General features: G+C 66.0%; 23 protein-coding genes and 1 pseudogene. 2 read left to right on the forward strand and 22 right to left on the reverse strand.

Annotated elements, in window-relative coordinates:
• Window positions 1-50: 50 nt before the first annotated feature.
• From lpxB to rpsB, 15 genes and pseudogenes are all read right to left on the reverse strand, one after another.
• Window positions 51-1,223, reverse strand: coding sequence for a lipid-A-disaccharide synthase (gene lpxB / locus CSEG_RS11025; RefSeq protein ID WP_013079314.1), 1,173 nt, complete (start codon window positions 1,221-1,223; stop codon window positions 51-53).
• Entirely contained in the window at window positions 1,220-2,062 is an 843-nt protein-coding gene (gene lpxI / locus CSEG_RS11030) for a UDP-2,3-diacylglucosamine diphosphatase (RefSeq protein WP_013079315.1), read from the reverse strand. Before lpxI ends, lpxB begins: the two co-directional genes overlap by 4 nt.
• A gap of 9 nt (window positions 2,063-2,071) precedes the next feature.
• Entirely contained in the window at window positions 2,072-2,863 is a 792-nt protein-coding gene (gene lpxA, locus CSEG_RS11035) for an acyl-ACP--UDP-N-acetylglucosamine O-acyltransferase (RefSeq protein ID WP_013079316.1), read from the reverse strand.
• The gene (fabZ, locus tag CSEG_RS11040) at window positions 2,860-3,339 is read right to left on the reverse strand and encodes a 3-hydroxyacyl-ACP dehydratase FabZ (RefSeq protein WP_013079317.1); all 480 of its coding nucleotides are present in this window, start codon (window positions 3,337-3,339) and stop codon (window positions 2,860-2,862) included. Before fabZ ends, lpxA begins: the two co-directional genes overlap by 4 nt.
• A complete protein-coding gene (gene lpxD / locus CSEG_RS11045; RefSeq protein WP_013079318.1) occupies window positions 3,336-4,361 on the reverse strand; it encodes a UDP-3-O-(3-hydroxymyristoyl)glucosamine N-acyltransferase in 1,026 nt (341 codons plus the stop codon). The genes fabZ and lpxD overlap by 4 nt, the downstream gene beginning before the upstream one ends.
• 54 nt (window positions 4,362-4,415) lie before the next feature.
• Window positions 4,416-5,054 carry an OmpH/Skp family outer membrane protein gene (locus CSEG_RS11050; protein ID WP_013079319.1) on the reverse strand — a complete coding sequence of 213 codons (639 nt, stop codon included), beginning with the start codon at window positions 5,052-5,054 and terminating at the stop codon, window positions 4,416-4,418.
• 2 nt (window positions 5,055-5,056) lie between these two features.
• Window positions 5,057-7,420 carry an outer membrane protein assembly factor BamA gene (gene bamA / locus CSEG_RS11055; protein WP_013079320.1) on the reverse strand — a complete coding sequence of 788 codons (2,364 nt, stop codon included), beginning with the start codon at window positions 7,418-7,420 and terminating at the stop codon, window positions 5,057-5,059.
• A gap of 17 nt (window positions 7,421-7,437) precedes the next feature.
• A complete protein-coding gene (locus CSEG_RS11060) occupies window positions 7,438-8,634 on the reverse strand; it encodes a M50 family metallopeptidase (RefSeq protein ID WP_013079321.1) in 1,197 nt (398 codons plus the stop codon).
• Window positions 8,635-8,654: 20 nt separating this feature from the next.
• The gene (dxr, locus tag CSEG_RS11065) at window positions 8,655-9,851 is read right to left on the reverse strand and encodes a 1-deoxy-D-xylulose-5-phosphate reductoisomerase (protein ID WP_013079322.1); all 1,197 of its coding nucleotides are present in this window, start codon (window positions 9,849-9,851) and stop codon (window positions 8,655-8,657) included.
• Entirely contained in the window at window positions 9,839-10,666 is an 828-nt protein-coding gene (locus CSEG_RS11070; RefSeq protein ID WP_013079323.1) for a phosphatidate cytidylyltransferase, read from the reverse strand. Before CSEG_RS11070 ends, dxr begins: the two co-directional genes overlap by 13 nt.
• Complete coding sequence (uppS, locus tag CSEG_RS11075) at window positions 10,644-11,423, reverse strand: polyprenyl diphosphate synthase (RefSeq protein WP_013079324.1); 780 nt, start codon at window positions 11,421-11,423, stop codon at window positions 10,644-10,646. The genes CSEG_RS11070 and uppS overlap by 23 nt, the downstream gene beginning before the upstream one ends.
• A 47-nt stretch (window positions 11,424-11,470) precedes the next feature.
• On the reverse strand, window positions 11,471-12,037 hold the full coding sequence (gene frr, locus CSEG_RS11080) for a ribosome recycling factor (RefSeq protein ID WP_013079325.1): 567 nt from the start codon (window positions 12,035-12,037) through the stop codon (window positions 11,471-11,473).
• Window positions 12,038-12,063: 26 nt separating this feature from the next.
• A pseudogene (pyrH, locus tag CSEG_RS11085) lies at window positions 12,064-12,808 on the reverse strand (UMP kinase).
• Window positions 12,809-12,985: 177 nt separating this feature from the next.
• Window positions 12,986-13,924 carry a translation elongation factor Ts gene (gene tsf / locus CSEG_RS11090; RefSeq protein WP_013079326.1) on the reverse strand — a complete coding sequence of 313 codons (939 nt, stop codon included), beginning with the start codon at window positions 13,922-13,924 and terminating at the stop codon, window positions 12,986-12,988.
• A gap of 101 nt (window positions 13,925-14,025) precedes the next feature.
• Window positions 14,026-14,850 (reverse strand): 30S ribosomal protein S2, encoded by an 825-nt coding sequence (rpsB, locus tag CSEG_RS11095; RefSeq protein ID WP_013079327.1) that lies wholly within the window; start codon window positions 14,848-14,850, stop codon window positions 14,026-14,028.
• Between the two features lie 347 nt (window positions 14,851-15,197).
• Here rpsB and CSEG_RS11100 point away from each other — a divergent pair, with 347 nt between their 5' ends.
• A complete protein-coding gene (locus tag CSEG_RS11100; protein ID WP_013079328.1) occupies window positions 15,198-15,848 on the forward strand; it encodes a haloacid dehalogenase-like hydrolase in 651 nt (216 codons plus the stop codon).
• 11 nt (window positions 15,849-15,859) lie between these two features.
• Here CSEG_RS11100 and CSEG_RS11105 read toward each other — a convergent pair whose 3' ends face one another.
• The 4 genes from CSEG_RS11105 to sidA all read right to left on the reverse strand — a co-directional run bounded on the left by CSEG_RS11105 (window position 15,860) and on the right by sidA (window position 20,555).
• On the reverse strand, window positions 15,860-16,504 hold the full coding sequence (locus tag CSEG_RS11105) for a class I SAM-dependent methyltransferase (protein WP_227878825.1): 645 nt from the start codon (window positions 16,502-16,504) through the stop codon (window positions 15,860-15,862).
• A 68-nt stretch (window positions 16,505-16,572) separates the two neighbouring features.
• Window positions 16,573-16,923, reverse strand: coding sequence for a GFA family protein (locus CSEG_RS11110; protein WP_013079330.1), 351 nt, complete (start codon window positions 16,921-16,923; stop codon window positions 16,573-16,575).
• A gap of 87 nt (window positions 16,924-17,010) precedes the next feature.
• Complete coding sequence (dnaE, locus tag CSEG_RS11115; RefSeq protein ID WP_013079331.1) at window positions 17,011-20,442, reverse strand: DNA polymerase III subunit alpha; 3,432 nt, start codon at window positions 20,440-20,442, stop codon at window positions 17,011-17,013.
• A 23-nt stretch (window positions 20,443-20,465) separates the two neighbouring features.
• Entirely contained in the window at window positions 20,466-20,555 is a 90-nt protein-coding gene (sidA, locus tag CSEG_RS11120; RefSeq protein WP_085954005.1) for a cell division inhibitor SidA, read from the reverse strand.
• A gap of 153 nt (window positions 20,556-20,708) precedes the next feature.
• Between sidA and CSEG_RS11125 the strand changes: the two genes are divergently transcribed.
• Window positions 20,709-21,665 carry a nucleoside hydrolase gene (locus tag CSEG_RS11125; RefSeq protein ID WP_013079332.1) on the forward strand — a complete coding sequence of 319 codons (957 nt, stop codon included), beginning with the start codon at window positions 20,709-20,711 and terminating at the stop codon, window positions 21,663-21,665.
• A 4-nt stretch (window positions 21,666-21,669) separates the two neighbouring features.
• Here the strand turns inward: CSEG_RS11125 and CSEG_RS11130 are convergent, their stop codons facing one another.
• The 3 genes from CSEG_RS11130 to proS are packed head-to-tail and all read right to left on the reverse strand — an operon-like array spanning window position 21,670 to window position 24,978.
• Window positions 21,670-22,374 (reverse strand): ABC transporter ATP-binding protein, encoded by a 705-nt coding sequence (locus CSEG_RS11130; protein ID WP_013079333.1) that lies wholly within the window; start codon window positions 22,372-22,374, stop codon window positions 21,670-21,672.
• Window positions 22,367-23,647 (reverse strand): lipoprotein-releasing ABC transporter permease subunit, encoded by a 1,281-nt coding sequence (locus tag CSEG_RS11135; RefSeq protein WP_013079334.1) that lies wholly within the window; start codon window positions 23,645-23,647, stop codon window positions 22,367-22,369. The genes CSEG_RS11130 and CSEG_RS11135 overlap by 8 nt, the downstream gene beginning before the upstream one ends.
• Complete coding sequence (gene proS, locus CSEG_RS11140; RefSeq protein WP_013079335.1) at window positions 23,647-24,978, reverse strand: proline--tRNA ligase; 1,332 nt, start codon at window positions 24,976-24,978, stop codon at window positions 23,647-23,649. The genes CSEG_RS11135 and proS overlap by 1 nt, the downstream gene beginning before the upstream one ends.
• Between the last annotated feature and the right edge of the window lie 58 nt (window positions 24,979-25,036).

Consider the following 25,036-nt stretch of genomic DNA (forward strand, 5'->3'; position numbering starts at 1 on the left):
GAGGGATGTTATCCAGAGATTAAGACTCGGACGTAAACCGGCGGTTAACCTTAAAGCTGACCGCGTGCGCCCAGGAAATCGATCATCGCGCTCGCCGCGGCCTCCGAGGGGTCGGGCATTCCACGTCCCATGCGCTCGAGCGCTTCATACTGCTCAGCAGTTTGACGCGCGCGGCGCTCGGGATCATCGAGCAACTCGCCGACCGCCCTCGCCAAGGCCTCACCCTCACAGGCGTCCTGGATGAACTCTGGCGCTATCGTCCGATCGGCCGCGATGTTGAACAGGGTGATCCAGCGCGGCTTCATCAGGCGCTTTAGGATGGCGTAGGTGATCGCGCCAGTCTTGTAGCCAACCACCATCGGCCGACCGGCCAAAGCAAGCTCCGTGGTCACGGTGCCGCTGCAGGCCAGGGCGACATCCCCCGCGACGAAGGCATCGTCCTTGAGCTGCTCGTCCTCGATCACATGGGCGCGGAACGGCCAACCGGCCACCCGGGCCTTGACGGCTTCAGCGACGGTGTAGGCGGCGGGCACGACGATGGCCAGGTCTGGCCGGTCGGCCTTCAAGCGCCGCACCGCGTCCTCGAAGGCCGGCATCACCCGCTCGATCTCGGACGGGCGGCTGCCCGGCAGAACCAACAGCATCGGCTCATCCCCGCCCACGCCGATGGCCGCGCGAAGACGATCGGCGTCGGCTTCGTCAAAGCGCTTGGCCAGCGCGGAGTTGCCGACGAAAACGTTCTCCAGCCCGGCGGCGTCGAAATAGGCCTTGTCCATGGGCTGGATCGACAGCAGCAGGTCCACCGCCTTGGCCAGGGTATGGGCGCGAGCGGCATGGTAGGCCCAGACCTGCGGGGCCACGTACTTCACGAGGACAATATCGGGATTGGCTTTCCGCAGAGCCTTGGCCAAGCGGATATTGAAACCCCAGCTGTCGATCAGCACGGCGACGTCGGGCTTCTCGCGCAGGGCGAGCGCCACGGTGTCGTCGAGGCGCGCCTTGACGATCGGATACGCCTTCAGCCCCTCCCAGATGCCCAGGATCGAGAGCTGGGCGATATCGAAGGGGCTTTCGATCCCCTGCTCGGCCATCTTGACGCCGCCGACGCCGACAAAGGTCACGCGATCGCCGAGCCGGGCCCTCAACGCCTTGGCCAAGGCCGCGCCAAGGGCGTCGCCCGAGGCCTCGGCCGCCACCAGCATGACCTTCAGGGGCGCGCTCACGCGTCCCCTCGCGGATCGACCCCCAGCACGAAGAGACCCAACTCATCGGCCGCCGCGATCACGGCCTCGCGGTCGACGACCAGCAGCCGCCCCGCTTCCCCGACCACGCCCGCCAGCCCCGCACGGGCGGCGCGATGCAGCGTGGCGACGCCGATGGTCGGGAGATCCACCTTGGTCTCCTGGATCGGCTTGGGCGCTTTCGCCAGGACGCCGCGCGGCCGCTCGGCGGAGCCGCGGATGGCGTGCGGCAGGTCGGCGACCCGGCGGAGCATGGCGTCGGTGCCCTCCTGGGCCTCCACGGCCAGCACAAGGCCGTCGCAGACCACGGCGCCCTGCCCCACGTCCAACCGACCGATCTCGCGCGCCACCATTAGCGCCTTGTCGATGTCGGCCATATGGTCGGCGGCGGGGTAGAAGCGGCCAAGGCGCCCCAGAGGCAGGGTCATCTCATCCACGACCTCGTGCGCGCCCTCGATCTCGAAACCTTCCTTCTCGAACTCGTCCAGCACGCGGCGCAGCAGGGCGTCGTCGCCCTGGCGCGCGGCCATGATCAAGCCCGGCACGACCTTGAGACCCCGCGCGTCGGGCATCAGGGTCGCGAAGTCCGGACGCTTCACGTTCCCCGCGAAGCAGACGACCTCGCAGCCCTCGGCCCGGAGCGCCTTGAACACCTTGCCGAACTCGCCCAGGCCAACGTCGATCCCCGGATAACGGGCCAGCGCCGGGTCGGCGAAGCTCTTCAGCCGCATGACCGCGAACGAACGCCCCGCCGCCTCGCAGCGCGCGGCGAGCTCGACGGGCAGCGCCCCGCCACCGGCGATCAGTCCCAGCTTACGCATATCGTGAGCCTAGACTTCCCGCTCGGGCAGGCACAGGGGTCGGTTGGCGTCGGCGCGGATGAAATCGACGATCTCCATCACCTCGGGATTACCCGCATGGATCTCCGCCACGTCCTCCAGGCGCTCCTGGAAGGTGCCTTCGTCGGCGAACATCAGGCGATAGGCGGCGCGCAGAGCGTTGATCGTTTCCCGCGAGAAGCCGCGCCGCTTGAGTCCGACGAGGTTCAGGCCTTCGAGATGGGCGTGGTTGCCCCAGACCGAGCCATAGGGGATGACATCCTTGGTCACCGCGGCCAGGCCGCCGATGAAGCTGTAGCGACCGATCCGCGAGAACTGGTGGGCGGCCGCGAGCCCACCCATGAAGACATAGTCGCCGATGGCGACGTGACCACCCAGGGTCGCGCCCTTGGCCAGCACGACGAAGTCGCCGACCGAGCAGTCATGGGCGACGTGCGAGCCCACCATGTAGAGGCCGTCCGAGCCGATAGTCGTCACGCCCTTCCCGGAGGCCGTGCCCGTATGCATCGTCACGTGTTCGCGAATGATGTTGCGCGGCCCGATCAAAAGCTCGGTGCGCTCGCCTTTGTGACCGAGATGCTGGGGCGGTCCGCCCAGATTGGCGAACGGGTGGACGACGCAGCCTTCACCGAGCGTCGTCGCGCCTTCGACGACCACATGGGACAGCAGGCGCACGCCCGCGCTCAGGGTCACGTCTGGGCCGACGATGCTGTAGGGCCCGATCTCGACGTCCGAAGCGATCTTGGCCTCGGGCGCGACGATGGCTGTGGGGTGGATCGTCATGCCTTGGGTCCCGTCTCGACGACCATCGCGGCGAATTCTACCTCGGCGGCGACCTTGTCGCCGACCTTGGCCACGCCCTTGAACTTGAAGATCGACGAGCGGGCGCGCAGGACCTCGACTTCCATGTGCAGCACATCGCCCGGACGGACGGGCGTGCGGAAGCGGGCGTTGTCGACCGACATGAAGAAGATCGTCTTGCCTTCGGTGTCGACTTCCAGCGACTTGCTCATCAGCACCGCGCCGGTCTGGGCCAGGGCCTCGATGATCAGCACGCCCGGCATGACAGGGTTGCCCGGGAAGTGGCCTTGGAAGAAGGGTTCGTTGACCGTCACGCACTTGATGCCGACGATCGACTTATGCGCGTTGTAGTCCTCCGCGCGATCGACCAGCAGAAACGGGTAGCGGTGCGGGATGCGCGCCAGGATCTCGGCGATGTCGATATCGGTCGACGCCGCTTGTTCGGTGGTCTGGCTCATTCATCGCCCCTCGTCACTCGGCCGCCGGCTCTACGCGACAGCCAGGCGGTTTCCCGGAGCCACTTCTTCAGCGGCCTCGCCGGGAATCCCGTCCATGTTTCACCCGCCGGCACGTTCTTGAACACCGAGGCGGCCGCCCCGACGCTCGCGCCCGAACCGATATTCAAATGGTCGGCCACCCCGGCCTTGCCGCCGAAGGCGACGCCGTCGCCCACCGTCGTGCTGCCGGAAACACCCGTGAAGGCCGCCAGTACGCAATTACGCCCGATACGGACGTTGTGGGCGACGTGCACAAGATTGTCGATCTTGGTGTTTTCGCCGATCGTGGTGTCGGCGAAGGCTCCCCGATCCACGCAGCTATTGGCGCCGATCGTCACGTTGTCCTGAATGACGACCCGGCCCAACTGAGGAAGATCGACCATACCGCGCGGACCGGCGGCCGCGCCAAAGCCAGCTTCACCGATCACGGCTCCGGCGGAGATCGAGACCCGGTCGCCCACCAAGGCGAAACCGATCACGGCATTGGGCCCGATCACACAATCGCGGCCAATGACGACTCCAGGGCCAACCACGGCTCCAGGCCCGATCCGCGTTCCCCGGCCGACACGAGCGTCTTGTCCGATCGTCGCGCCTGGCGACAACAGGACACCGTCCTCGAGCACGGCGTCAGCGTGTACGGCGCCTGACGACGGCTCATGGCGACGCGGTGCGTGAAGCCGCGCCGCAGCGGCGGCCCATGCCGCCTGCGGATGCCGGGTGATCAGCGCGGCGCAGGTCGCCGGTAGAAGGTCACGGTGTTCGGGGCGAACAAAGCAAGCGCCCGCGCGTGTCGCGGCGGCGGCGTCCTTGCGCTTTGCATCGGAAAAGAAGGTGACCGCCTGGACGTCGGCCGAGTCCAAGGGCGCGGCGCGAACAATCTGGCGGTCGCCCGAGGTTGCATCCGCCAGTTCGGCGGCGCCAACCCGGGCCAACTCGGAAAGCGATGCCGGACCCAGGCTATCGAAGAAACGCGGGTCCGGCATGGCTCCTCACGGCGAATTCAGTTCCCTTAGGTAACCCCAAAGGAGACGATTCGCTTACTTATTGGTCGGCTGCAGAGCTTGAGCGCCCGGGACCTGTTGGTCCAGACGTTCGCGATCGAAGGTCAGCGTCTTGATGCGAGCGTCCAGCGCGGCGACCACGCCATCGGTGATGTCCATGGCCGGGTTGGCCAGCATCACGGAATCGCGGTCGAGCAGCAGGCTGCACTTCTGGGTCTGGTAGACCTGACGGATCGGCGTATCGAGCTCTTGGTAGACGCGCGACAGCGCCTTCTGCTCGGTCGCTTCGTATTCCTTCTGGCGCAGCTGCGCCTTACGCTGCCAGGCGTTGGCCTTGACCTGCAGAGCGGCGCCTTGCTGCTCCTGGGCATCCTGGGCCAGGGTGGCCCGCTTGGCTTCGAGAGCCTTGGCTTCGGTTTCGAGCGCGGTGCGTTCGCCGTTGAGTTCGGCTTGCACCTGCTGGGCGATCGTCTTTAGGCGAGCGTCGACGGCCTTGCCGACCAGCGACTGACCAACGGCCCGCTTGTCGGAGAAGATGCAGACGCCAGGCAGGGCCGGACCGTGGGTCACGGCCGGAGCCGCCGGAGCGGCGGCCGGAGCCGTCTGGGCCGAAGCGCTGGTCGCGATGGCGAGGGCGACAACGCTGTAAGCGGCCGCGGACAGGAACTTGGACATGTTTATTGGAACCTTGTGGAGGTGGAGAACCGGAACGTTTCGGTTCGGTCGTAGCTTTCCTTGGCCAAAATGCGGCTGATATCGAACCGAATGGGGCCCATGGGGGATTTCCAGTCGATCGAGATACCGGCCGTGGCACGCAGGCCAAGGTTATCCTTGATGTTCGGATCGAAGACGCCGGCGGAGCTCTGGCGATCCTCGTCATCCAGCAGACCGGCCGTCCCCACGTCGCTAAACAGCGCGGCCTTGATGCCGTACTGCTCAGGCAGGAAGGTCGGGATGGTCAGCTCGAAGGTGCTGATCGCATAGAGCTTGGCCCCCAGCGAGTTGTTCGTGCTCGAGACGTCACGCGGGCCGATGCCGGCGATCTCGAAGCCGCGGAACGAGGTGCCGCCACGATAGAAGCGGTCGTTGATGCGGACGTTGTCGCCGCCCCAGCCCTGGATATAGCCAAACGAGCCGGTGGCGCTGAACACCAGATCCTTGGTGAAGCCCCAGTACCAGCCGGCGTCAGCTTCGGTCTTCAGGTACTTCACGTCGCCGCCGATGCCGGCCAGATCCTGGTTCAGATCCGCGAACCAGCCGCGCGTCGGATTGATCGGATCGTTCCGCTTGTCGATGCGCAGGCCATAGCCAATCATCGAGGTGATGTAGGCGCCGCGCTGCAGGCAGAGGATCTGCGAAACCGAGCCGCTGGTGCAGAGGCTGTCGGCGACGCTGACGTCGTCCTGACGGACGGTGTAGCGCAGACTCATCGACGCGTCGTTGGTCAGCGGGAAGCCGAAGCGGATATCGCCGCCGACCGACTTGGTGTCGTAAGCCGCGTAGTCCGACAGGTCGTAGCGGAACGTATAGAGGTTCACGCCGGCGACCAGGTTACGCCCGAGGAAGCGCGGCTCGGAGAAGCCGAAATCGACCTGCTGACGCAGGGAGCCGACCGAAGCCCGCGCGCGGAAGTTCTGGCCCCGCCCGCGGAAGTTCCGCTCGGTGATGCCGACGTCCAGCACCAGCTTGTCGACCGAGCTGTAGCCGGCGCTGAACGAGAGTTCGCCGGTCGGTTGCTCTTCGACCTTCACACGCAGGCTGGTGCGGTCCGGCGCAGAGCCCTGCGTATCGTCGATCTCGACTTCCTTGAAGAAGCCCAGGCGACGAATGTTGTTCTTGGACCGGTCGACCAGAACGCGGTTGTAGGCGTCGCCCTCGGCGACCTCCAGCTCGCGACGCAGGACATAGTCGAGCGTGCGGGTGTTGCCGACGATGTCGATGCGATCGACATAGACGCGCGGGCCTTCGCGGACCTGGAAGACCACGTCGACGGTCTTGGTTTCGCGGTTGGGAACGTAGCGCGGGCGCACGTCCACGAACGCGAAGCCGGCCGCGCCCGCCGCGAAGGTCAGGGCGTCGGTCGCCTGCTCGATCTTCTCGTCTTCGTACAGCTGGCCAGCGCGGATCGGGAGGATCTGGGCCAGCAGGTTGCCGTCCAGCTTCTTGAGCTCGGTCTCGACGGTGACCTTGCCGAACTTGTACTTCGGACCTTCGTCCAGGGTGTAGGTGACGGCGAAACCGTTCTTGTCCGGCGCCAGTTCGGCCACCGACGAGATGACGCGGAAGTCGAAATAGCCGCGGTTACGATAGAACTTCCGCAGTTGCTCGCGGTCGTACTCGATCCGGTCGGGATCGTAGTTGTCGTTGCTGGTGAGGAACTTGTACCAGTGACTTTCCTTGGTCACGATCACGTCGCGCAGATCGTTGTCCGAGAACTCGGCGTTGCCCAGGAAGTTGATTCCGAGCACGCCGCTCTTGGGGCCTTCACTGATCTCGAACACCAGGTCGACGCGCTTTTGCGGCAGCTCGACCACCTTGGGCGTGACGGTCGCGGAGATACGGCCGGAGCGGCGATACAGCTCGATGATTCGCTGAACGTCTGCCTGCACCTTGGCGCGGGTGAAGATGCCACGCGGACGGATTTGCACCTCGTCCTTCAGCTTGTCTTCCTTGAGCGAGGAATTCCCCTCGAAGACCACCTGATTGATGATCGGGTTCTCGACGACGCGGACGACCAGATCGCCGCCCTGCATTTCAATCTTCACGTCGGCGAAGAGGTCGGTGCGGGCCAGGGTCTTCAGCGCCAGGTCGAGACGCTGCGAATCGACCGTGTCACCGGGCTGGATCGGCAGATAGGACAGCACCGTGCCCTGCTCGATGCGTTCGTTGCCCTGCACGACGATACGCTGCACCAACCCGGTCTGGGCGGCCTGGGCGAACGCCTGCTGCGGCGCCGTCAGGGCCGTCGAGCCAAGGAGAAGCGCCACGCCGGTGGCAAACGCGGCGCTTTGGGCGCGAAATCTGTTCATGTGACCAATCATGGACGGAGGGCGGGCGTTCACGTGAACAGGCCGCCGATGAATTTGAACACGTCGTACCGGTTGAGGTCGTTCCATGCCGCGAACAGCATGAAACCCAGGATCAAGGCAAGCCCCGCCCGGAAACCGGCCGCTTGGAAGTCCGCTCGCAGAGGGCGGCGAGCAACCGCTTCATAGGCGTACATCAGCAGGTGGCCGCCATCGAGGACAGGGATCGGCAACAGGTTCATGAAGCCGATGCTGACCGACAGGCTGGCGATCAGGAGCATCGACGAGACGAACACGCGCAGCGCCATGGTCGCCATGTCCGGGGCGCCGGCGGCGCTGGCCTTGGTCACCGCGCCAGCTGTGTGGCCGATGCCGATGATCCCACTGATCTGATCGGCCGGCATCTGGCCGGTGACGAGACGGCCGAGATAGAAGCCGATCGTCTTGACCATGTTCCAAACCTCGACGGTCGCGTCGGGAATGGCGCTGATGAGGCTCGACTTCTCGAGTTTGGAAACGCTGGCGAGCACCACGCCCATCCGGCCTTCCTTGACGCGGCCGCGGATGTCGTCGCGGCTTTCGGCCAGGGCGGGAACGACCGTCACGTGCTGGATCCGCCCCGCCCGCTCGATGGTCAGGTCGATCGGCATCTTTGCACGCAGCGAGATATAGGCGCTGACGTCGCCAGCCCCGCGGAGCGGCGTCTTGTCCGCCCTCAGCAGGATATCGCCCGGCAAGAGACCCGCCTGGGCGGCGGGCGAGTTCGGTTGCACCTCGCGCACCGACGCCTGACCACGCGGATTGCCGATCACGACCAGGAAGACGGCCATGATCAGGATCGCCAGGATGAAATTCGCCATGGGACCGGCGACGGCGATCAGCGCGCGCTGCCAGACCGGCTTGAAATGGAAATAGCGGTTCACGGCCGCCTCGCCCTCGCGCTCGATGATGGCGCGCTTCATGGCCGAGAGGTCATTCTGATCGGGCACGCTGGCGGCGTTCTCATCGCCCGAGAACCGGACATAGCCGCCCAGCGGAATGGCCGCGATACGCCACTCGACGCCCTGCTTGTCGCGCCACGAGACCAGCGCGCGCCCGAACCCGATCGAGAAGCAGTCGATGGCGACCCCGCAGGCCCGCGCCACCCAGAAGTGGCCCAGCTCGTGGATGGTCACCACGATGGACAGCACAAAGACCGTCGGAACGATGTAGAACAGCACGTCGGTCATGAAATGGCCGGGTCTCCCGATCAGCGCCGATGCTTTTGCGCGACAACCTCGGCCGCAATGCGGCGAGCGCTGGCGTCGATCATCATCGCGTTATCGACGGCGTCACCTTCCGCAATGGAGAGCCCACCAAGACTATTCATGCGCTCGAGGGTTCCCGCCACTGCGGCGGCAATATCGAGAAAGCCAATCTCCCGGTCAAGGAAAGCGGCGACCGCGACCTCGTTGGCGGCGTTCATCGCCGTCGGCGCGCCGCCGCCCAACCGCAGCGCCTCTCGGGCGATGGCGATCGAGGGGAAGCGATCCAGGTCGGGCGATTCGAAGGTCAGCTGCCCGTAGGCGGCGAGGTCCAGCCGCGGCGCGGGCCAGGGCAGCCGGTCGGGCCAGGAGAAGGCGCAGGCGATCGGGCTGCGCATGTCGGGCGGTCCCAACTGGGCGAGCGTAGAGCCGTCGGCGTACTCCACCAGGCTATGGATCACGGACTGCGGGTGGATCAAGACGTCGACGCGGTCTTCAGGCGTTCCGAACAGGTAGGAGGCTTCGATCATTTCGAGCCCCTTGTTCATCATCGTCGCGGAATCGACCGAAATCTTGGCGCCCATGGACCAGTTTGGGTGGGCCACGGCCTGCTCGGGGGTGGCCTGAGCCATCGCGGCCCTGTCCCAGGTGCGGAACGGACCGCCCGAAGCGGTCAGGATCAGCCGCGCGACACGATGGGCGCATTCGGGCTGCAACACCTGGAAGATCGCCGAATGTTCGGAATCGACGGGGATCACAGAACCGCCGGCCGCCTTGGCGATCGCCAGCAGGGCCGGCCCCGCGCAAACCAAGCTTTCCTTGTTGGCGAGGGCGATGACCGCGCCGGTGCGGGCGGCGGCCACGGTCGGCGCCAGGCCCGCCGCGCCGACGATGGCCGACATCACCCAGTCCGCGCCCATGGCGGCGGCCTCGATGATCGCGGCTGAGCCGGCGGCGGCGCGCACGCCGCTCCCCGCCAGCCCATTCCTGAGAGCCTCGAGCTTGGTCTCATCCTGGATGACCGCGACTTGCGGACGCCAGCGCAACGCCTGCTCGATCAGGCGTTCGACGTTGCCGCCCGCCGTCAACGCCAGAATTTCAACCGGCGCGCCGGATTCCTCGAAAAGGCTCAAGGTCGAAAGGCCGATCGATCCGGTCGAGCCCAGCACCACCACCTTGCGTGGCGAGGTCAATGCGCCCATCCCCAATGATCGACGAGGCGTACGGCGGCGATCACAATGGCCGCGAACATCAGACCGTCGACCCGGTCGAGCAGGCCGCCATGGCCCGGAATGATGTCGCCGCTGTCCTTCACGCCAAAGCGGCGCTTGAGCATCGATTCCCAGAGATCGCCGGCCATGGTCGCCAGACCGCCGAGGAAGCCGACCAGCGCCGCCGCCGGCCAGACAAGCCTCAGATGGGCGAAATAGGCCACCAGCATGGCTCCGATCGTCGCCGCCACGAGTCCGCCGACAAAGCCCGACCAGGTCTTGTTCGGCGAAATCTGCGGCCAGAGCTTGGGGCCCTTGAAGATGCTGCCGGCGACATAGGCGAAGATGTCCGCGAACCAGGTGACCACGAACAGCAGCAGGGTCCACCACAGGCCGTCCGGCAGGGATCGAACCCAGACCAGAGCGATGACGGCGGGCGCGATATAGACCACGCCATAGGCGGCGTCGGCCCGCCGCTCGACCGCGCCGCGCGCGATCAATCCGGCCAGGAAAGCTCCGACCAACACGACGGTCCAGGCGATGAAGAACTGATGCAGGAAGGCGGCGATGACCGCCAAGGCGCAGAAGACGCCGACGACGGCGCCGACGGCGCGCGGCGCTTTCGGAGCGCTGATCTTGCCCCACTCCCTCGCCAGCAAGGCCACGCAGATCAGGGCCAACGCCAGGATCCACGCGCCGCCCAACCATACGGCGGCCACGACGGTAGGCACGAGCACGGTGGCCGAGACCACACGCATTCGTAGATTGCCCCAGTTGAAGCGCTTAGCCGGCGACGGCGACGTCATCGGCCGCGACCCCTCCGTAACGTCGATCCCGACGGCGATACTCGGCGATGGCGGCCGCAAGGGCTTCCGGTCCGTAGTCGGGCCACAGGACGTCCTGGAACACCAGTTCGGCGTAGGCGCTGTCCCAGAGCAGGAAGTTGGAGATACGGCGCTCACCGCTGGTGCGCACGATCAGATCCGGCGGCGGCGCGGCGGCGGTCGACAGCAACTGACCAAAGGACTCCTCGGTGAGGTCCTCAGGCCTGGCCTCGCCGCGGACGACCTTTTCGGCGAAAGCCCTGGCCGCGTCGGCGATATCGGCCTGACCGCCATAGTTGAAGGCGACCTGCAACACGAACTCGGTGTTCTGGGCCGTGCGCTTTTCGGCCCGCTCGATGACCTCGGCGATATCCGGGGACAGGCCAGCCCGGCGACCGATGATGCGGACTTTCACACCCGCCCGCGCCAGCCGCTCGAGGTCGGACTCCACATAGGCCTTGAGCAGACCCATCAGCTCGGAGACCTCCTGGGCCGGGCGGCGCCAGTTCTCGGTCGAGAAGCCGAAGACCGTCAGCACACCGACGTTCTGACTTTGAGCGCCCTCGACGGTGCGCTTCAAGGCGTTCACCCCGGCGCGATGGCCCAGGACGCGCGGCATGCCCCGCTGCTTCGCCCAGCGGCCATTGCCATCCATGATAATGGCCACGTGCAGTCGCTGGTCGGGCGCGCCTACCCCGGCGCGCGCCGAAACGTCCTGCAAGCCGGTGGTCGGCGACATCCGCTTCAACCTTCCCTCGTCCTCTCCCCACACAACAGGAAGGGCGATCAGACCTGCATGATCTCTTGCTCTTTGGTTTTCAAGGCCTCGTCGATGCGCTTGATGGCCTCGTCGGTCAGCTTCTGGACCTCGGTTTCCATCTTCTTGCGCTCATCCTCGGCGATGGCGCCGTCCTTCTCGGCCTTCTTCAGGTCGTCGTTGGCGTCGCGACGCACGTTGCGAACCGCGATCTTCTGCTGCTCGGCGTACTTCCCGGCGATCTTCTGAAGATCCCTACGACGCTCTTCGGTGAGCGGCGGGATCGGGATCCGCAGGTTCTGACCTTCGACAACCGGGTTCAGGCCCAGGCCCGAAGCGCGGATCGCCTTCTCGACCGAGACGACGACGCCGCGATCCCAGACGCTGACGTTGATCTGGCGCGGTTCGGGCACGCTGACCGATGCCACGGCGTTCAGCGGCGTGGTCGAGCCGTAGGCCTCGACCATCACTTGATCCAGCAGGCTGGCGGACGCGCGGCCAGTGCGCAGGCTGCCAAACTCTTCTTTCAGAGCGGCGACGGCCTTGTCCATGCGATCGCGATAGCGCGACAGGACGGGTTTTTCGGCGGCGGCCATGACGGGCTCTCCTCGCTTTTTCTGGATTAGGCGGCGGCGCGGTCTTGAGCGACCACGGTGTGGGTCCCCTCGCCTCTCAGGACGCTGAGCAGATTGCCGCGTCCCTTGATCGAGAAGACAATGATGGGAATGTTGCTGTCACGCATGAGGGCGACGGCGGACGCGTCCATGACGCGCAGATCCTTGGCCAAGACATCCATGTAGCTCAGGCGATCATAGCGCTCGGCCTTCGGATCCTTCTTGGGATCGGCGGTATAGACGCCGTCGACGCTGGTGCCCTTGAACAGAGCGTCGCATTGCATCTCGGCGGCGCGCAGGGCGGCGGCCGTGTCCGTCGTGAAGAAGGGGTTGCCGGTGCCGGCCGCGAAGATCACGACGCGGCCCTTCTCCAGGTGGCGCTGGGCGCGGCGGCGGATATAGGGCTCGCAGACGGTCGCCATCGGGATGGCCGACTGGACACGCGTCTCGACGCCGATACGCTCAAGGGCGTCCTGCATGGCCAGGGCGTTCATCACCGTGGCCAGCATGCCCATGTAGTCGGCGCTGGAGCGCTCCATGCCCTTGGCGCGCGCCGGCCATGCCGCGGAAGATGTTGCCCCCGCCGATCACCAGGCAAAGCTCGACGCCCGACTTGACGATCTCGGCGACATCGTCGGCCACGGACTGGACCGTCTTGGTGTCGATGCCATAGGGCGTGTCGCCCATCAGGACCTCGCCCGACACTTTGAGCAGGATGCGGCGATATTTCTGGGGCGCGCTGGTATCGGACATGGACCGCTATTCCTGAGTCGTCGGCACGCACATTACGTGCGTTGTACAGAAGTGAGATGTGTTTTGCCAACCGCCGCGCACGCGCTGGTGGATGGGCGCAAAAAGGGCGCGGCGCGCGTCTAGACGCGCCGCGCCCTGAATGTCTGTCGGGCGCCAAGCGGCGTCCGACGGAAGGCCTTAGGCCTGGCCGGTCATCGAAGCGACTTCGGCGGCGAAGTCGTCTTGCTTCTTTTCCACGCCCTCGCCCAGGGCGAGACGGGTGAAGCCCTTCACGGCGATCGGCGCGCCAAGGGTCTTGGCGGTCTCGGCGACCAGCTGCTCAACCGTCTGGTCCGGGTTCATGACGAAGGCTTGCTTCAGCAGCACGACTTCTTCCAGGAACTTGCGGATGCGGCCTTCGATCATCTTCTCGACAACCGCCGGGGGCTTGCCCGATTCCAGGGCTTGCTCGGTGAACACGGCCTTTTCGCGCTCGATGGCGGCCGGGTCCAGATCGTCCGGCGACAGCGACAGCGGCGAGGTCGCGGCGACGTGCATGGCGATCTTGCGGCCCAGCTCGCGCAGGGCGGCCTTGTCGCCGGTCGACTCGAGGGCGACCAGCACGCCGATGCGGCCGAGGTCCGGCGCGGTGGCGTTGTGGATGTACGAAGCGACGACGCCGTTCGCGACCGTCCACTTGGCGGCGCGACGGACCATCATGTTCTCGCCGATCGTGGCGATCAGGTTGGTCAGGTGGTCCTGCACGGTCTCGCCGCCGGCCAGCTTGGCGGCGGTGATGGCGTCGACCGAACCGTCGGTGGCCAGGGCGGCGCCGGCGATCTGACGGGCCGCGCCTTGGAACAGGTCGTTACGCGACACGAAGTCGGTTTCGGCGTTCACTTCGACGGCCGTGGCGGTTTCGCCGGCGCCCTGGTCGGCGACGGCGATGGCCACCAGACCTTCGGCGGCGGCCCGGTCGGCCTTCTTGGCGGCCTTGGACAGGCCCTTGGCGCGCAGCCAGTCGATGGACGCTTCGATGTCGCCGTTGTTCTCAGCCAGCGCCTTCTTGCAGTCCATCATGCCGACGCCGGACTTTTCGCGCAGTTCCTTGACGAGGGCGGCGGTGATCTCAGCCATCGAAAATCTCCAGATTCAAACGGTTAGCGACCGAGCTTGTTAGCCCGGTCGCATGTCATGGTCGCGACGGTCCCCGCGCTAAGGCGGGGACGCGTGGGAAATCAGCCTTCGGCCGATTCCGGGGCCGCTTCGGCGGCCGGAGCAGCTTCGGCGGCCGGAGCTTCCGGCGCCAGTTCGCGGGCCAGGGCCGGCTCGACCGGAGCGACCGAGGCGCCCAGGTCCACGCCCGAGGCGGCTTGGCCGGCGGCCAGGCCGTCTAGGACGGCGTCGGCGATCAGGTCGCAATACAGCTGCAGGGCGCGGGCGGCGTCGTCGTTACCCGGGATCGGATAGGTGATGCCGTCCGGATCGCAGTTGGTGTCGAGGATGGCGACGACCGGGATGTTCAGCTTGCGGGCTTCCAGGATCGCGATCGCTTCCTTGTTGGTGTCGATCACGAACATGATGTCGGGGATGCCGCCCATGTCCTTGATGCCGCCCAGCGACAGTTCCAGCTTGTCGCGTTCGCGGGTCAGCTGCAGCAGTTCCTTCTTGGAACGGCCTTGAGCTTCGCCGGCCAGGACGCCTTCCAGCTCGCGCAGACGAGCGATCGAGCCCGAGACGGTGCGCCAGTTGGTCAGGGTGCCGCCGAGCCAGCGGTGGTTCACGTAGTACTGGGCGCAGCGCTTGGCGGCCGTGGCGACCGGGTCGCTGGCTTGGCGCTTGGTGCCGACGAACAGCACGCGGCCGCCGGCGGCGGCGACTTCACGGACCTTCACCAGGGCTTGGTGCAGCAGCGGGATCGTCTGCGACAGGTCGATGATGTGGATGTTCGAACGCGAACCGAAGATGTAGCGGTCCATCTTCGGGTTCCAGCGGTGCGTCTGGTGGCCGAAGTGGGCGCCGGCTTCCAGGAGCTGACGCATGGAGAATTCGGGAAGAGCCATCGGGCCTTTATCCTTTTTCCGGTTGAACCTCCGCGGACACCCCCGTTCCAGACCATTCTGGAGCGGGACCGGAACGGCGACGTCGGGATGTCTCCCCGGCGCAACCGAACGTCCACGTGTGGAATGGCCGCGCAGATAGTCGGTGTGGAGCGAAAAAGCAAGCCCGCGCATCGCCTCGGCTCCGGTGAAACATGATCGCGACGGCTTGAGGCGGTCGCTGGCCGACGTCGTCCTAGCAGGCAGGAGCCACCCGAGCGTGAGCGCATCGTCCACAGGAACCCGGGACGTTGTCGCAAATCTTCCACGCGACCGTGGCTCACTGAAGGAAGGCGAGACGAGGCATGACGATGCTCGCGGTGTTCGACATGGACGGCACGCTGCTGAACGGCGACTCCACGGCGCTATGGCTGTGGGCGCGCGTCAAACGCTCGCCGCTGCGCCTTCTGGCCACGCTGATGGTCGCCCCGGTCGCCGGACCGATGGTCGCTCTGCCCTTCACGCGCCGCGCCGGCGCCTCGATCCTCCTCTGGATCGCCACCGCCGGCCTTTCGGAGCAGCAGTTGCTCGCATCCTGCGACGCCTTCGCCCAGGCTTTCGTCGAAAAGCGATGCAAGCTCGCCTGGAAGGCTCAGGCCTTGGCCGCGCTGGACGGCCACGTCGAGGCGGGTGACCGCGTCGTGGTCGTCACCGCCGCGCCCACGTGCCTGGCGAACGCTTTGCTGCGAACGCTGGACCGCCGCGTAGACGTCCTGGGCACCTCGTTGAAACCCGGCTTCGGCGGCTGGATCGCGAACATCCACTGCCGCAACCAGCGCAAGTGCCAAGCCCTCGCCGAGGCCGGCCATGGCGCCCGCTGGGCCTACGCTTATACCGACAGCCTGGATGATCTTCCCATCCTGCGCGCCGCCGACAAGCCCGTCATCGTCAAGGGCGGCAAGGCGGCGGAGCGGCGGCTGTTCCGCGCGGGCCTGCTGAACGGTCGAGCCGCGGCGTGGTGATATCAGCGCCGTCAGACTGACCTGCGCACCGTGATCGTGATCCAGGGCCTTGTCCCGCCCTCGTAGTCGCCACCGACATGCTGCTCGACAGAGAGGAACTCCCAATCCGCAGCGGCGCGGTAGGCGTCCACCAGCGCTCCTGCGGAGAAATAGTTGAAGTAACGACCGAGACCGTCTCGCCCCTCTGCTTCGCCAGCCTTGTAGCTGGCGGCGTGAACTCCACCGGGCTTCAAGGCCTGGTAGATGCGCGCCACCACGCTGGGGAAGGCTGGACGGGGTATGTGGAGCAAGCTGGCGTTCGCCCAGACGCCGTCATAGATCGCCGTACAATCCAGTTCATCGAACCGCATTACCCGCACCGGCCGCCCGAGCCTTGCCTCGGCCTGTCTGGCCATGAGCGCGACGCCATCCGTGGGATCGACATCGAACCCTAGCGCCAGCATGGCTTCGCTATCCCGTCCGTCCCCGCATCCCAGTTCAAGGATGCGCGCCGCGGTAGAAAGGTGTTCCAGGAATGCGCCGAGACGCTGGCTTGGCCCATCGCGTGCGCGCTCGGCGTACGCCCTCGCCTGATCCGCGTAGAATCCAAGCGTCTCAAGATCATGAGCGACGGGTTCGAAAGCATTGTTCGCGGGCGCCGTCATGATCGCTTTCATGGCCCTTACAGCAGAACCTGTGCGTTCAACCCCGCCCGCCGCAACGTCAGCCTGGCGCGTCGTCGGAGCTAGAACGACTTTCCGTCGACCTGCTGCGGTTTCAGGCCGAACAGATCCACATCGTCCAGGCAGCGCACGTTCACCGCGATCATCTCACGACCATCCGGCGCCACACCGCGGCCGAACGCCTGGATGCCGCAGGTCTCGCAGAACAGATGCGAGATCTTGTCGGTGTTGAACTTGAACTCGGTCAAGGCGTCCTGCCCCTTTTCCAGAGCGAAGGCGTCGGCTCCGGTGAAGGCCAGGATCGATCCCAGCTTGCCGCATCGCGAACAGTTGCAGGTGATCAAACCGTCCAGTTCGACATCGACCGCGAACCGGACCCGCCCGCATTGGCAGCCACCTTCACGACGCGCCATGTTGACCTCTCAATGACCACTCAAGCGATTATACGACATCAAGCGAACAACCCCGGTCAGCCGCGACGCCGGCATAGGAATATTTTCCTACACATCCTCTAGAAGGGCCACGCCGGGCGCGGTCTTCAGCGCACCCCGCAGCGACGCGTCGAGGCTGTAGCGGCCCGGCAACCTCAGTTCGATCTCGCGTCCGCCGCTGATCGCGGCGACGAAGGTGACCTCGCCGCCCTTCTGGCTCTGGGCCGGCTCCAGTCGGCGCTTGAGCGCTTCGATCTCGGCCGCTGACGGCGACAGGTGCACGCGAAGGCCCGCCACGACATTCTCGATCGCCTTTTCGATCGGCTCGGCGTCGTCGCCGAAGAAGCGAACCTCGCCGTCCCGAGCCTTGGCGCGCACCTTGATGGCCACGGCCTTGCCGGGCTCCAGCACGTCACGGCATTTGCGCAGCGACTCTGGCGGAAACAGCACTTCGTACTCGCCGGTCGGGTCTGACAGCGAAACGAAGGCGAACTTCTCGCCGCTCTGCGAGGCGCGCTCCTGCCGGCGGCGGACCATGCCGCACATCCGGAAGGCTTCCATGCCGGCTTCCGCCTGGACCATGGCCTCGGCCAGCATGGCCGTGCGTCGACGACGCAGCATGCCGACCATGTCTTCCAGCGGGTGGCCGGTCAGGTAGAAGCCGACGGCCGAGAGCTCTTCGTCCAGCAGATCGACCTGGTTCCAGTTCTCGGTCTTGGCCAGGCGCGGGCGACCGGCGCCTGGGTCCGAGCCGAACAGGCCGCCCTGGCCGCCCTGGCGATCGGCGTGGCAGCTCTGGGCGTGGGCGATCAGGACATCGGCGGAGGCCACGATCTGGGCGCGGTTCTTGTGGAACGAGTCGAAAGCCCCGGCGCGCGCCAGGTTTTCGATCGCTCGCTTGTTGACCTGGCGAGGATCGATGCGCTCGACGAAGTCGAAGATGTCGCGGAACGGGCCGCCTTCCTCGCGCACCGCGACCAGATGCTTCATGGCGTCGAGGCCGACGTTGCGGATGGCGCCGAGAGCGTAAAGCACCTCGCCGTTCTCGACCTCGAAGTCGGCGCCGGAGCGGTTCACGTCCGGAGCGCGGACCGTGATCCCGAAGCGACGCGCGTCCTGATGGAAGACGGCCAGCTTGTCGGTGTTCGACAGGTCGAGGCTCATCGACGCGGCGAAGAACTCGACCGGCGTGTTCGCCTTCAACCAGGCGGTCTGGTACGAGATGAAGGCGTAGGCGGCGGCGTGCGACTTGTTGAAGCCGTAGCCGGCGAACTTAGCCACCAGTTCGAAGATCGAGCCCGATTGCTCCTCGGGAACGTTCTTTTCCTTGGCGCCGGAGACGAAACGGATCTTCTGGAGATCCATCTCCTCCTTCTTCTTCTTACCCATGGCGCGCCGCAGAAGGTCGGCTTCGCCCAGGCTGTAGCCCGCCAGGATCTGGGCGATCTGCATCACCTGCTCCTGGTAGACGATGACGCCGTAGGTCTCTTTCAGCACCCCTTCCAGCGACGGGTGCAGGGTGTCGACGGGTTTGCGGCCGAACTTGCAGTCGACGAAGGTGTCGATGTTGTCCATCGGACCCGGTCGATACAGCGAGATCAGCGCCGTGATCTCCTCGATCGAGCCGCAGCGCATCTTGCGCAGCGTGTCGCGCATGCCCTGGCTTTCAAGCTGGAACACGCCGACCGTCTGGCCGGAGGCGAGCAACTCGTAGGTCTTGGTGTCGTCGAAGGGCAGCTTGCCGAGATCGATCTCGAAGCCGCGCTTCTTCAGATGCTTCACCGCGCGGTCGAGCACCGTCAGGGTCTTCAGACCCAGGAAGTCGAACTTCACCAGCCCGGCGCTTTCGACCCACTTCATGTTGAACTGGGTGGCGGGCAGATCCGAGCGCGGATCCTTGTAGAGCGGCGTCAGTTGGGTCAGGGGCCGGTCGCCGATCACGACACCGGCGGCGTGGGTCGAGGCGTTGCGGAATAGGCCTTCCAGCTGCAGAGCGACGTTCAGACAGTTGGCCACGTTGGCGTCTTCGTCGCGCGCCTGCCGCAGGCGCGGTTCGATGTCGATCGCCTGGGCCAGGGTCACCGGCGCGGCCGGGTTGTTCGGCACCATCTTGCAGAGCCGGTCGACCAGACCCAGCGGCAACTGCATCACCCGGCCGACGTCGCGCAGAACGGCGCGGGCCTGAAGCGAGCCGAAGGTGATGATCTGGGCCACGCGGTCGCGGCCGTACTTCTCCTGCACGTAGGAGATCACCTCTTCGCGTCGCTCCTGGCAGAAGTCGACGTCGAAGTCGGGCATCGAGACCCGTTCGGGATTGAGGAAGCGCTCGAACAGCAGGCCAAAGCGCAGCGGATCCAGGTCGGTGATGGTCAGCACCCAGGCGACCAGCGAGCCGGCGCCGGAGCCCCGGCCAGGGCCTACTGGGATGCCATGCGCCTTACCCCACTTGATGAAGTCCGACACGATCAGGAAGTAGCCCGGGAAACCCATCTTCTCGATGATGTCGAGCTCGAACTCGAGGCGCTTCCAGTACTCCTCCTCGGGAGCCGACAAGGTCAGCCCGTCGAGGCGCATTTTCAGACCTTCGCGCGCCTGGTGGCGAAGCTCCTCGGCTTCGTTGCGACCGTCGCCGGTCGGGAAGCTGGGCAGGATCGGCGCGCGCTTGTGCACCATGAAGGCGCAACGACGGGCGATATCGAGCGTGTTGTCGCAGGCCTCGGGAAGATCCGCGAACAGCTTGCGCATGTCGGCCGGAGGCTTGAACCAGTGCTCGGACGTGACGCGCCGGCGTTCGTCCTGGCCAACGAAGGCGCCGTCGGCGATGCAGAGCAGCGCGTCATGGGCCTCGTAGAATTGCGACTTGGCGAAATAGACGTCGTTGGTGGCCACCAGCGGCACGTCGTTCTCGTAAGCCCAGTTGACGAGGCCCGGCTCGGCCGCCGCCTGCTTGGGCAGGCCATGACGCTGCAGCTCGACATAGAAGCGGTCGCCGAAGACGCGATGCATCTCGGCGAGCGCGGCGGACGCCTCGGCCGCCTTGCCGGCGGCGAACAGAGCGTCGACAGGACCATCGGTTCCGCCCGACAGCAGGATCAAGCCGTCGCTGTATTCAACGACCTTGGCCCAGGGCACGACCGGCTCGGGCAACTCGGCGCTATCGAGATAGGCGATCGACGAGAGTTCGGAGAGATTGAGATAGCCCTGCTCGTTCTGGGCCAGCAGCATCACGGTGGGCGCCCGGGCCCAGCGTTCCGTCGGACCGCCACCGATACCGACCACCGGAAGCGCGCAGCCAATGATCGGCTGAACGCCGGCGTCCTTGGCGTAGGAAGAATATTCCAGCGCCCCGAACAGATTGGCCCGATCCGCTAGGCCCGCCGCGGGCATGCCCGCGGCCGCCGCCAGCTTGCCGATCTGATCGGCCTTGATCGCGCCCTCGAGCAGCGAATAGGCCGATCGGACCCGCAGGTGGACAAAACCGTCTGCCTCCCCGTCCGCCATGACCGATCCTCCGCCTACACGACTCAGGCCACCAGTTGGGCGACCGAGCACATCATCCAGACGAAGCCGACGACGGAAACAAGGGCCAAAGACTCACGCGCCACACGGATCATCGGAACCTCCACAGATTTCTTGTTTTGTTCCATATTCCGGTTTTGTTCTGTTCACAAGATGTTCTTGTCGTGGGCGGCCTATTTTCTGGCGAGCGCCGAGCCCCTGCGCATGACCCTATGGCCAAGCCGCGCGGATCACGCCAAATCGTCGCCATGCGCCTGATCATCGACACCGACACCGCCGGCGACGACGTTTTCTCGCTGATGCTCGCCCTCACCCGCCCTCGCGTGGAGGTCGAGGCGATCACCATCGCCCACGGCAATGTCGGCTTCGTCCAGCACGCCGAGAACGCGCTGGTGACGCTGGAGCGCTGCGGCAAGGCTGGCGTGCCGGTCTATCTCGGCGCCGAGCGGCCGTTCACCCGCGCGCCGCTTGACGCCGCCTATGTGTTTGGCCACGACGGCATGAGCGACAGCCAGTTCGCCAAAGCCGTTCAGCGTCCGGCGGAAGGTCACGCGGTCGACGAGCTGGTCCGGCGGATCATGGCCGCGCCCGGGGAGATCACCCTGATCGCCCAAGCGCCGCTGACCAACATCGCCCTCGCCTATCTGCGCGAGCCGCGCATCGCCAAGGCGCTGAAGCATCTCTGGATCATGGGCGGAACCGACAATGGCGTCGGCAACGTCACGCCGGCCGCCGAATACAACCTCTATGTCGATCCGGAGGCCGCCAAGATCGTCGTCAACGCCGGCTTCGACATGTCGATCGTCACCTGGACCGAGACGCTGCGCGACGGCCTCTTCACCAGCGCGCAGCTCGCGGAGCTCGAAGCGCTGGGCACGCCGAAGGCCAAGTTCTTTACCGACGTGAACCGCGCCTCGCTCGCCTTCGCCAGGGAGACCGAGGGATTGGACGGCAGCTTGCATCCCGACGCCCTGACCTGCGCCGTCGCCCTGGACGAAAGCCTGATCCTGGAGAGCGAACAGTGCGTGGTCGACGTCGAGACCCTAGGCGAACTGACGCGGGGCTATCTCAGCGTCTCGCACTCCATCCTGCCCGACATCGAAGTCGCAGATCCGGCGCTGAAGCGTCGCCCGCCCAACGCGCGTGTGATCAAGCGCATCGATCAGGCGGGATTCTTCGCCGCGATGAAGCAGGCTCTGCTCTAGCCCGTTAGGAGAAGGTGCGGGCCTCGAGGTGCCCGTCCTTCAGCGCCAGGACGCGGTCCATGTAGCGAGCAAGCTCCATGTTGTGCGTGGCGATCAGGGCGGCGACGCCTTCCTGGCGCGCGATCTCGTACAGCGACTGGAACACCGCCGCGGACGTGGCGGGATCGAGGTTCCCCGTCGGCTCGTCGGCCAGCAGCAGCTTGGGCCGGTTGGCCAGCGCCCGGGCGATCGCCACGCGCTGCTGCTCGCCGCCCGACATCTGGGCCGGCTGGTGGTTCAGCCGATGGCCCAATCCGAGCCCTTCCAGCAGTTCCTTGGCCCGCGCATCAGCCTCGCGCTGGCTCTTGCCGGCGATCGAGAGCGGCAGGGCCACGTTCTCGAGCGCGGTGAACTCGGGCAGCAGGTGGTGGAACTGGTAGACGAAGCCGACCGTGCCCAGCCGAATGCGCGTACGGACGCGCTCTGAGAGCTTGGAGCACTCGCGGCCTTCGAGCGTCACCGCGCCGGCGTCGGGATGCTCCAGCAGCCCGGCCGAATGCAGCAGCGACGACTTGCCCGAACCCGAGGGACCGATCAGGCCGACCACTTCGCCGGGATAGACGTCCAGATCGACGCCGCGCAGCACGGGCAGCGCCCCGGCCTCGGTCTTGTAGACGCGCTCGACCCCGCGCAGGGCCAAGATTGGCGAAGACGGTATCGGATTACTCATAGCGGAGCGCCTCCACCGGATCGAGACGCGAGGCCCGCCAAGCGGGCGGCAGGGTCGCCAGCAGGCTCATCAGGGCCGACGCCGTGACGATGCCCGCGACCTCAACCCAGTCGATCTTCGCCGGGATGTGCGAGAGCATGTAGACGTCGGCGCTGAACACGGCCGTGCCGGTCGCCCATTCGACGAAGTTCTGGATCGGCGTGATGTAGGTGCAGAACAGCGCGCCCAACGCGAGGCCGCTCAAGGTGCCGGCGACGCCGATCGAGGCGCCGGCCATCAGGAAGATGCGCAGGATCGCCCCCTGCCCGGCGCCCATGGTGCGCAGGATGGCGATGTCCTTGCCCTTGTTCTTCACCAGCATGACGAGGCTGGAGATGATGTTCAGCGTGGCGATGGCCACGATGCAGAACAGGATCAGCCGCATCACCTTTCGCTCCACCTGCAGGGCGGTGAAGTAGCTGTGGTTTCGATCCTGCCAGTCGCTGACGAGAGCGCCTGGACCACTCGCCACCTCGACGGCGTGCTTGTAGTCCTTGGCCTTGTCGGGATCATCCACCTTGATCTCGACATAGTCGACCGAGGTGTCGCGACCGAAGAACAGTTGGGCCTGCTCCAGCGGCATATAGACGAAAGCCTCGTCGAACTGGCTCATGCCGACGCTGAAGACGCCGCCGACGATGTAGTTCTTTTCGCGCGTCGAGCTGCCGAACGCGGTCGCCGGTCCTGACGGCGAGATCAAGGTGATGGCGTCGCCGGGACGCACGCCCAGGTTCAGGGCCATGCGATCGCCGATCAGCACCATGTCACCGCCGTATTCGCCCTCGCCGAAGCCGGCCAGAGAGCCCTGCTTGATGTTCCCCGCGATCAGGGACATGTGGCGCAGATCCGCGGTCGTGACGCCCCGCACGATCGCGCCTGTGACCTGAGTCGGGCCGATGACCATGGCCTGGGCCTCGACCATCGGCGCGGCCTGGACGACGCCCGGCGCGGCCATGATCCGCCGTATCACCGTGTCGCGATCGGGGCCGTTGATGAGCGGCGACTGCGCATAGAGATGGCCGTTGAAGCCGACGATTCTGCCCAGAAGCTCGGCCCGGAAGCCGTTCATCACGCTCATCACGGTGATGAGGGCGAAGACCGCCAACATCACCGCGCAGAACGAGATGATCGAGATCAGCGCCACGCCGCCGTTCTTGCGCTTGGCGAACAGATACCGGCGAGCGACCGAGCGCTCCCAGCGGCTGAAGGGACCGGCGGCGCGGGTGTCTGGCATCAGGCGGTCTTGCTCTTGGTCAGGCCGTCGAGGACGGAATCCAGCGAGGCGGTGTGACGCTCGCCGGTCTTGCGGTTCTTGATCTCGACCACGCCCTCGGCGATGCCCTTCGGGCCCACGATCAGCTGCCAGGGCAGGCCGATCAGGTCCATGGTGGCGAACTTGGCGCCGCCGCGGGCGTCGGTGTCGTCATACAGCACGTCGCGGCCGGCGGCCTTGAGCGCGTTGTAGGCGGTCTCGCAGGCCGCGTCGCAAGCCGCGTCGCCCTGGCGCATGTTGACGATGCCGACATCGAACGGCGCGACGCTTTCCGGCCAGATGATGCCGCCTTCGTCGTGGCTGGCCTCGATGATCGCGCCCAGCAGGCGCGAGACGCCGACGCCGTAGCTGCCCATCTGCACCGGGACCTGCTGGCCGTCGGGCCCTTGGACCGTCGCCTTCATGGGCTCGGAGTACTTCGTGCCGAACGAGAAGATGTGACCGACCTCGATGCCGCGCGCCGACAGGCGATCGCCTTCCGGCAGGGCGTTGAAGGCCGCTTCGTCGTGCATTTCCTCGGTGGCCGCGTACAGCGCCGTGCGCTGGTTCACGATCGGCTGTAGGTCGCCATTGATCCAGTCGAGGTCCGGACCAGGGGCCGGCATTTCCACCAGGTCCTTGTGGCAGAAGACGGCGCTTTCGCCGGTCTCGGCCAGGACGATGAACTCATGGCTGAGATCGCCACCGATCGGACCTGTGTCGGCTCGCATCGGCACGGCTTTCAGACCCATCCGCGCGAACAGGTTCAGATAGGCCACGAACATGCGATTGTAGGACTTGCGCGCGCCGTCGGCGTCGAGATCGAAGCTGTAGGCGTCTTTCATGAAGAACTCGCGGCCGCGCATCACGCCAAAGCGCGGACGGCGCTCGTCCCGGAACTTCCACTGGATGTTGTAGAGGTTCTTGGGCAGGTCCTTGTAGCTCTTGATCGAGGCGCGGAAGATGTCGGTGACGACTTCCTCGGCCGTCGGGCCAAACAGCAGCTCGCGCTTGTGGCGGTCGGTGATGCGCAGCATCTCGTCGCCGTAGTCGTCGTAGCGACCGCTTTCGCGCCACAGGTCGGCCAGTTGGATGGTCGGCATCAACAGCTCGATGGCGCCGGCGCGATCCATTTCCTCACGGACGATCTGCTCGATCTTGTTCAGGACCCGCAAGCCCAGCGGCAGCCAGGCGTAGATGCCCGCCGCCTCCTGGCGGATCATGCCTGCGCGGAGCATCAGCTGGTGCGAAACGATCTGGGCGTCGGACGGCGCTTCCTTCAGCACCGGCAGGAAATAGCGCGATAAGCGCATCAGCTTGGAAACTCCGGGAATTCAAGAGGGGGTTGAGATACCCCCTCCCCCGACAGCT

This window comes from Caulobacter segnis ATCC 21756 (assembly GCF_000092285.1).
GTDB lineage: Bacteria > Pseudomonadota > Alphaproteobacteria > Caulobacterales > Caulobacteraceae > Caulobacter > Caulobacter segnis.

Bases quoted from the DNA above. Each gene is read 5' to 3' on its own strand.
- proS (WP_013079335.1), bottom strand. From the start codon at position 24,978: ATGCGCTTATCGCGCTATTTCCTGCCGGTGCTGAAGGAAGCGCCGTCC.
- lpxD (WP_013079318.1), bottom strand. From the start codon at position 4,361: ATGCCGGACCCGCGTTTCTTCGATAGCCTGGGTCCGGCATCGCTTTCC.
- CSEG_RS11125 (WP_013079332.1), top strand. From the start codon at position 20,709: ATGCGCCTGATCATCGACACCGACACCGCCGGCGACGACGTTTTCTCG.
- sidA (WP_085954005.1), bottom strand. From the start codon at position 20,555: ATGATCCGTGTGGCGCGTGAGTCTTTGGCCCTTGTTTCCGTCGTCGGC.
- CSEG_RS11130 (WP_013079333.1), bottom strand. From the start codon at position 22,374: ATGAGTAATCCGATACCGTCTTCGCCAATCTTGGCCCTGCGCGGGGTC.
- rpsB (WP_013079327.1), bottom strand. From the start codon at position 14,850: ATGGCTCTTCCCGAATTCTCCATGCGTCAGCTCCTGGAAGCCGGCGCC.
- uppS (WP_013079324.1), bottom strand. From the start codon at position 11,423: ATGTCGCCGACCACCGGCTTGCAGGACGTTTCGGCGCGCGCCGGGGTA.
- CSEG_RS11050 (WP_013079319.1), bottom strand. From the start codon at position 5,054: ATGTCCAAGTTCCTGTCCGCGGCCGCTTACAGCGTTGTCGCCCTCGCC.
- lpxI (WP_013079315.1), bottom strand. From the start codon at position 2,062: ATGCGTAAGCTGGGACTGATCGCCGGTGGCGGGGCGCTGCCCGTCGAG.
- frr (WP_013079325.1), bottom strand. From the start codon at position 12,037: ATGGCCGCCGCCGAAAAACCCGTCCTGTCGCGCTATCGCGATCGCATG.
- CSEG_RS11100 (WP_013079328.1), top strand. From the start codon at position 15,198: ATGCTCGCGGTGTTCGACATGGACGGCACGCTGCTGAACGGCGACTCC.
- CSEG_RS11105 (WP_227878825.1), bottom strand. From the start codon at position 16,504: ATGAAAGCGATCATGACGGCGCCCGCGAACAATGCTTTCGAACCCGTC.
- fabZ (WP_013079317.1), bottom strand. From the start codon at position 3,339: ATGAGCCAGACCACCGAACAAGCGGCGTCGACCGATATCGACATCGCC.
- dxr (WP_013079322.1), bottom strand. From the start codon at position 9,851: ATGGGCGCATTGACCTCGCCACGCAAGGTGGTGGTGCTGGGCTCGACC.
- dnaE (WP_013079331.1), bottom strand. From the start codon at position 20,442: ATGGCGGACGGGGAGGCAGACGGTTTTGTCCACCTGCGGGTCCGATCG.
- CSEG_RS11070 (WP_013079323.1), bottom strand. From the start codon at position 10,666: ATGACGTCGCCGTCGCCGGCTAAGCGCTTCAACTGGGGCAATCTACGA.
- CSEG_RS11060 (WP_013079321.1), bottom strand. From the start codon at position 8,634: ATGACCGACGTGCTGTTCTACATCGTTCCGACGGTCTTTGTGCTGTCC.
- tsf (WP_013079326.1), bottom strand. From the start codon at position 13,924: ATGGCTGAGATCACCGCCGCCCTCGTCAAGGAACTGCGCGAAAAGTCC.
- CSEG_RS11110 (WP_013079330.1), bottom strand. From the start codon at position 16,923: ATGGCGCGTCGTGAAGGTGGCTGCCAATGCGGGCGGGTCCGGTTCGCG.
- CSEG_RS11135 (WP_013079334.1), bottom strand. From the start codon at position 23,647: ATGCCAGACACCCGCGCCGCCGGTCCCTTCAGCCGCTGGGAGCGCTCG.
- lpxA (WP_013079316.1), bottom strand. From the start codon at position 2,863: ATGACGATCCACCCCACAGCCATCGTCGCGCCCGAGGCCAAGATCGCT.
- bamA (WP_013079320.1), bottom strand. From the start codon at position 7,420: ATGATTGGTCACATGAACAGATTTCGCGCCCAAAGCGCCGCGTTTGCC.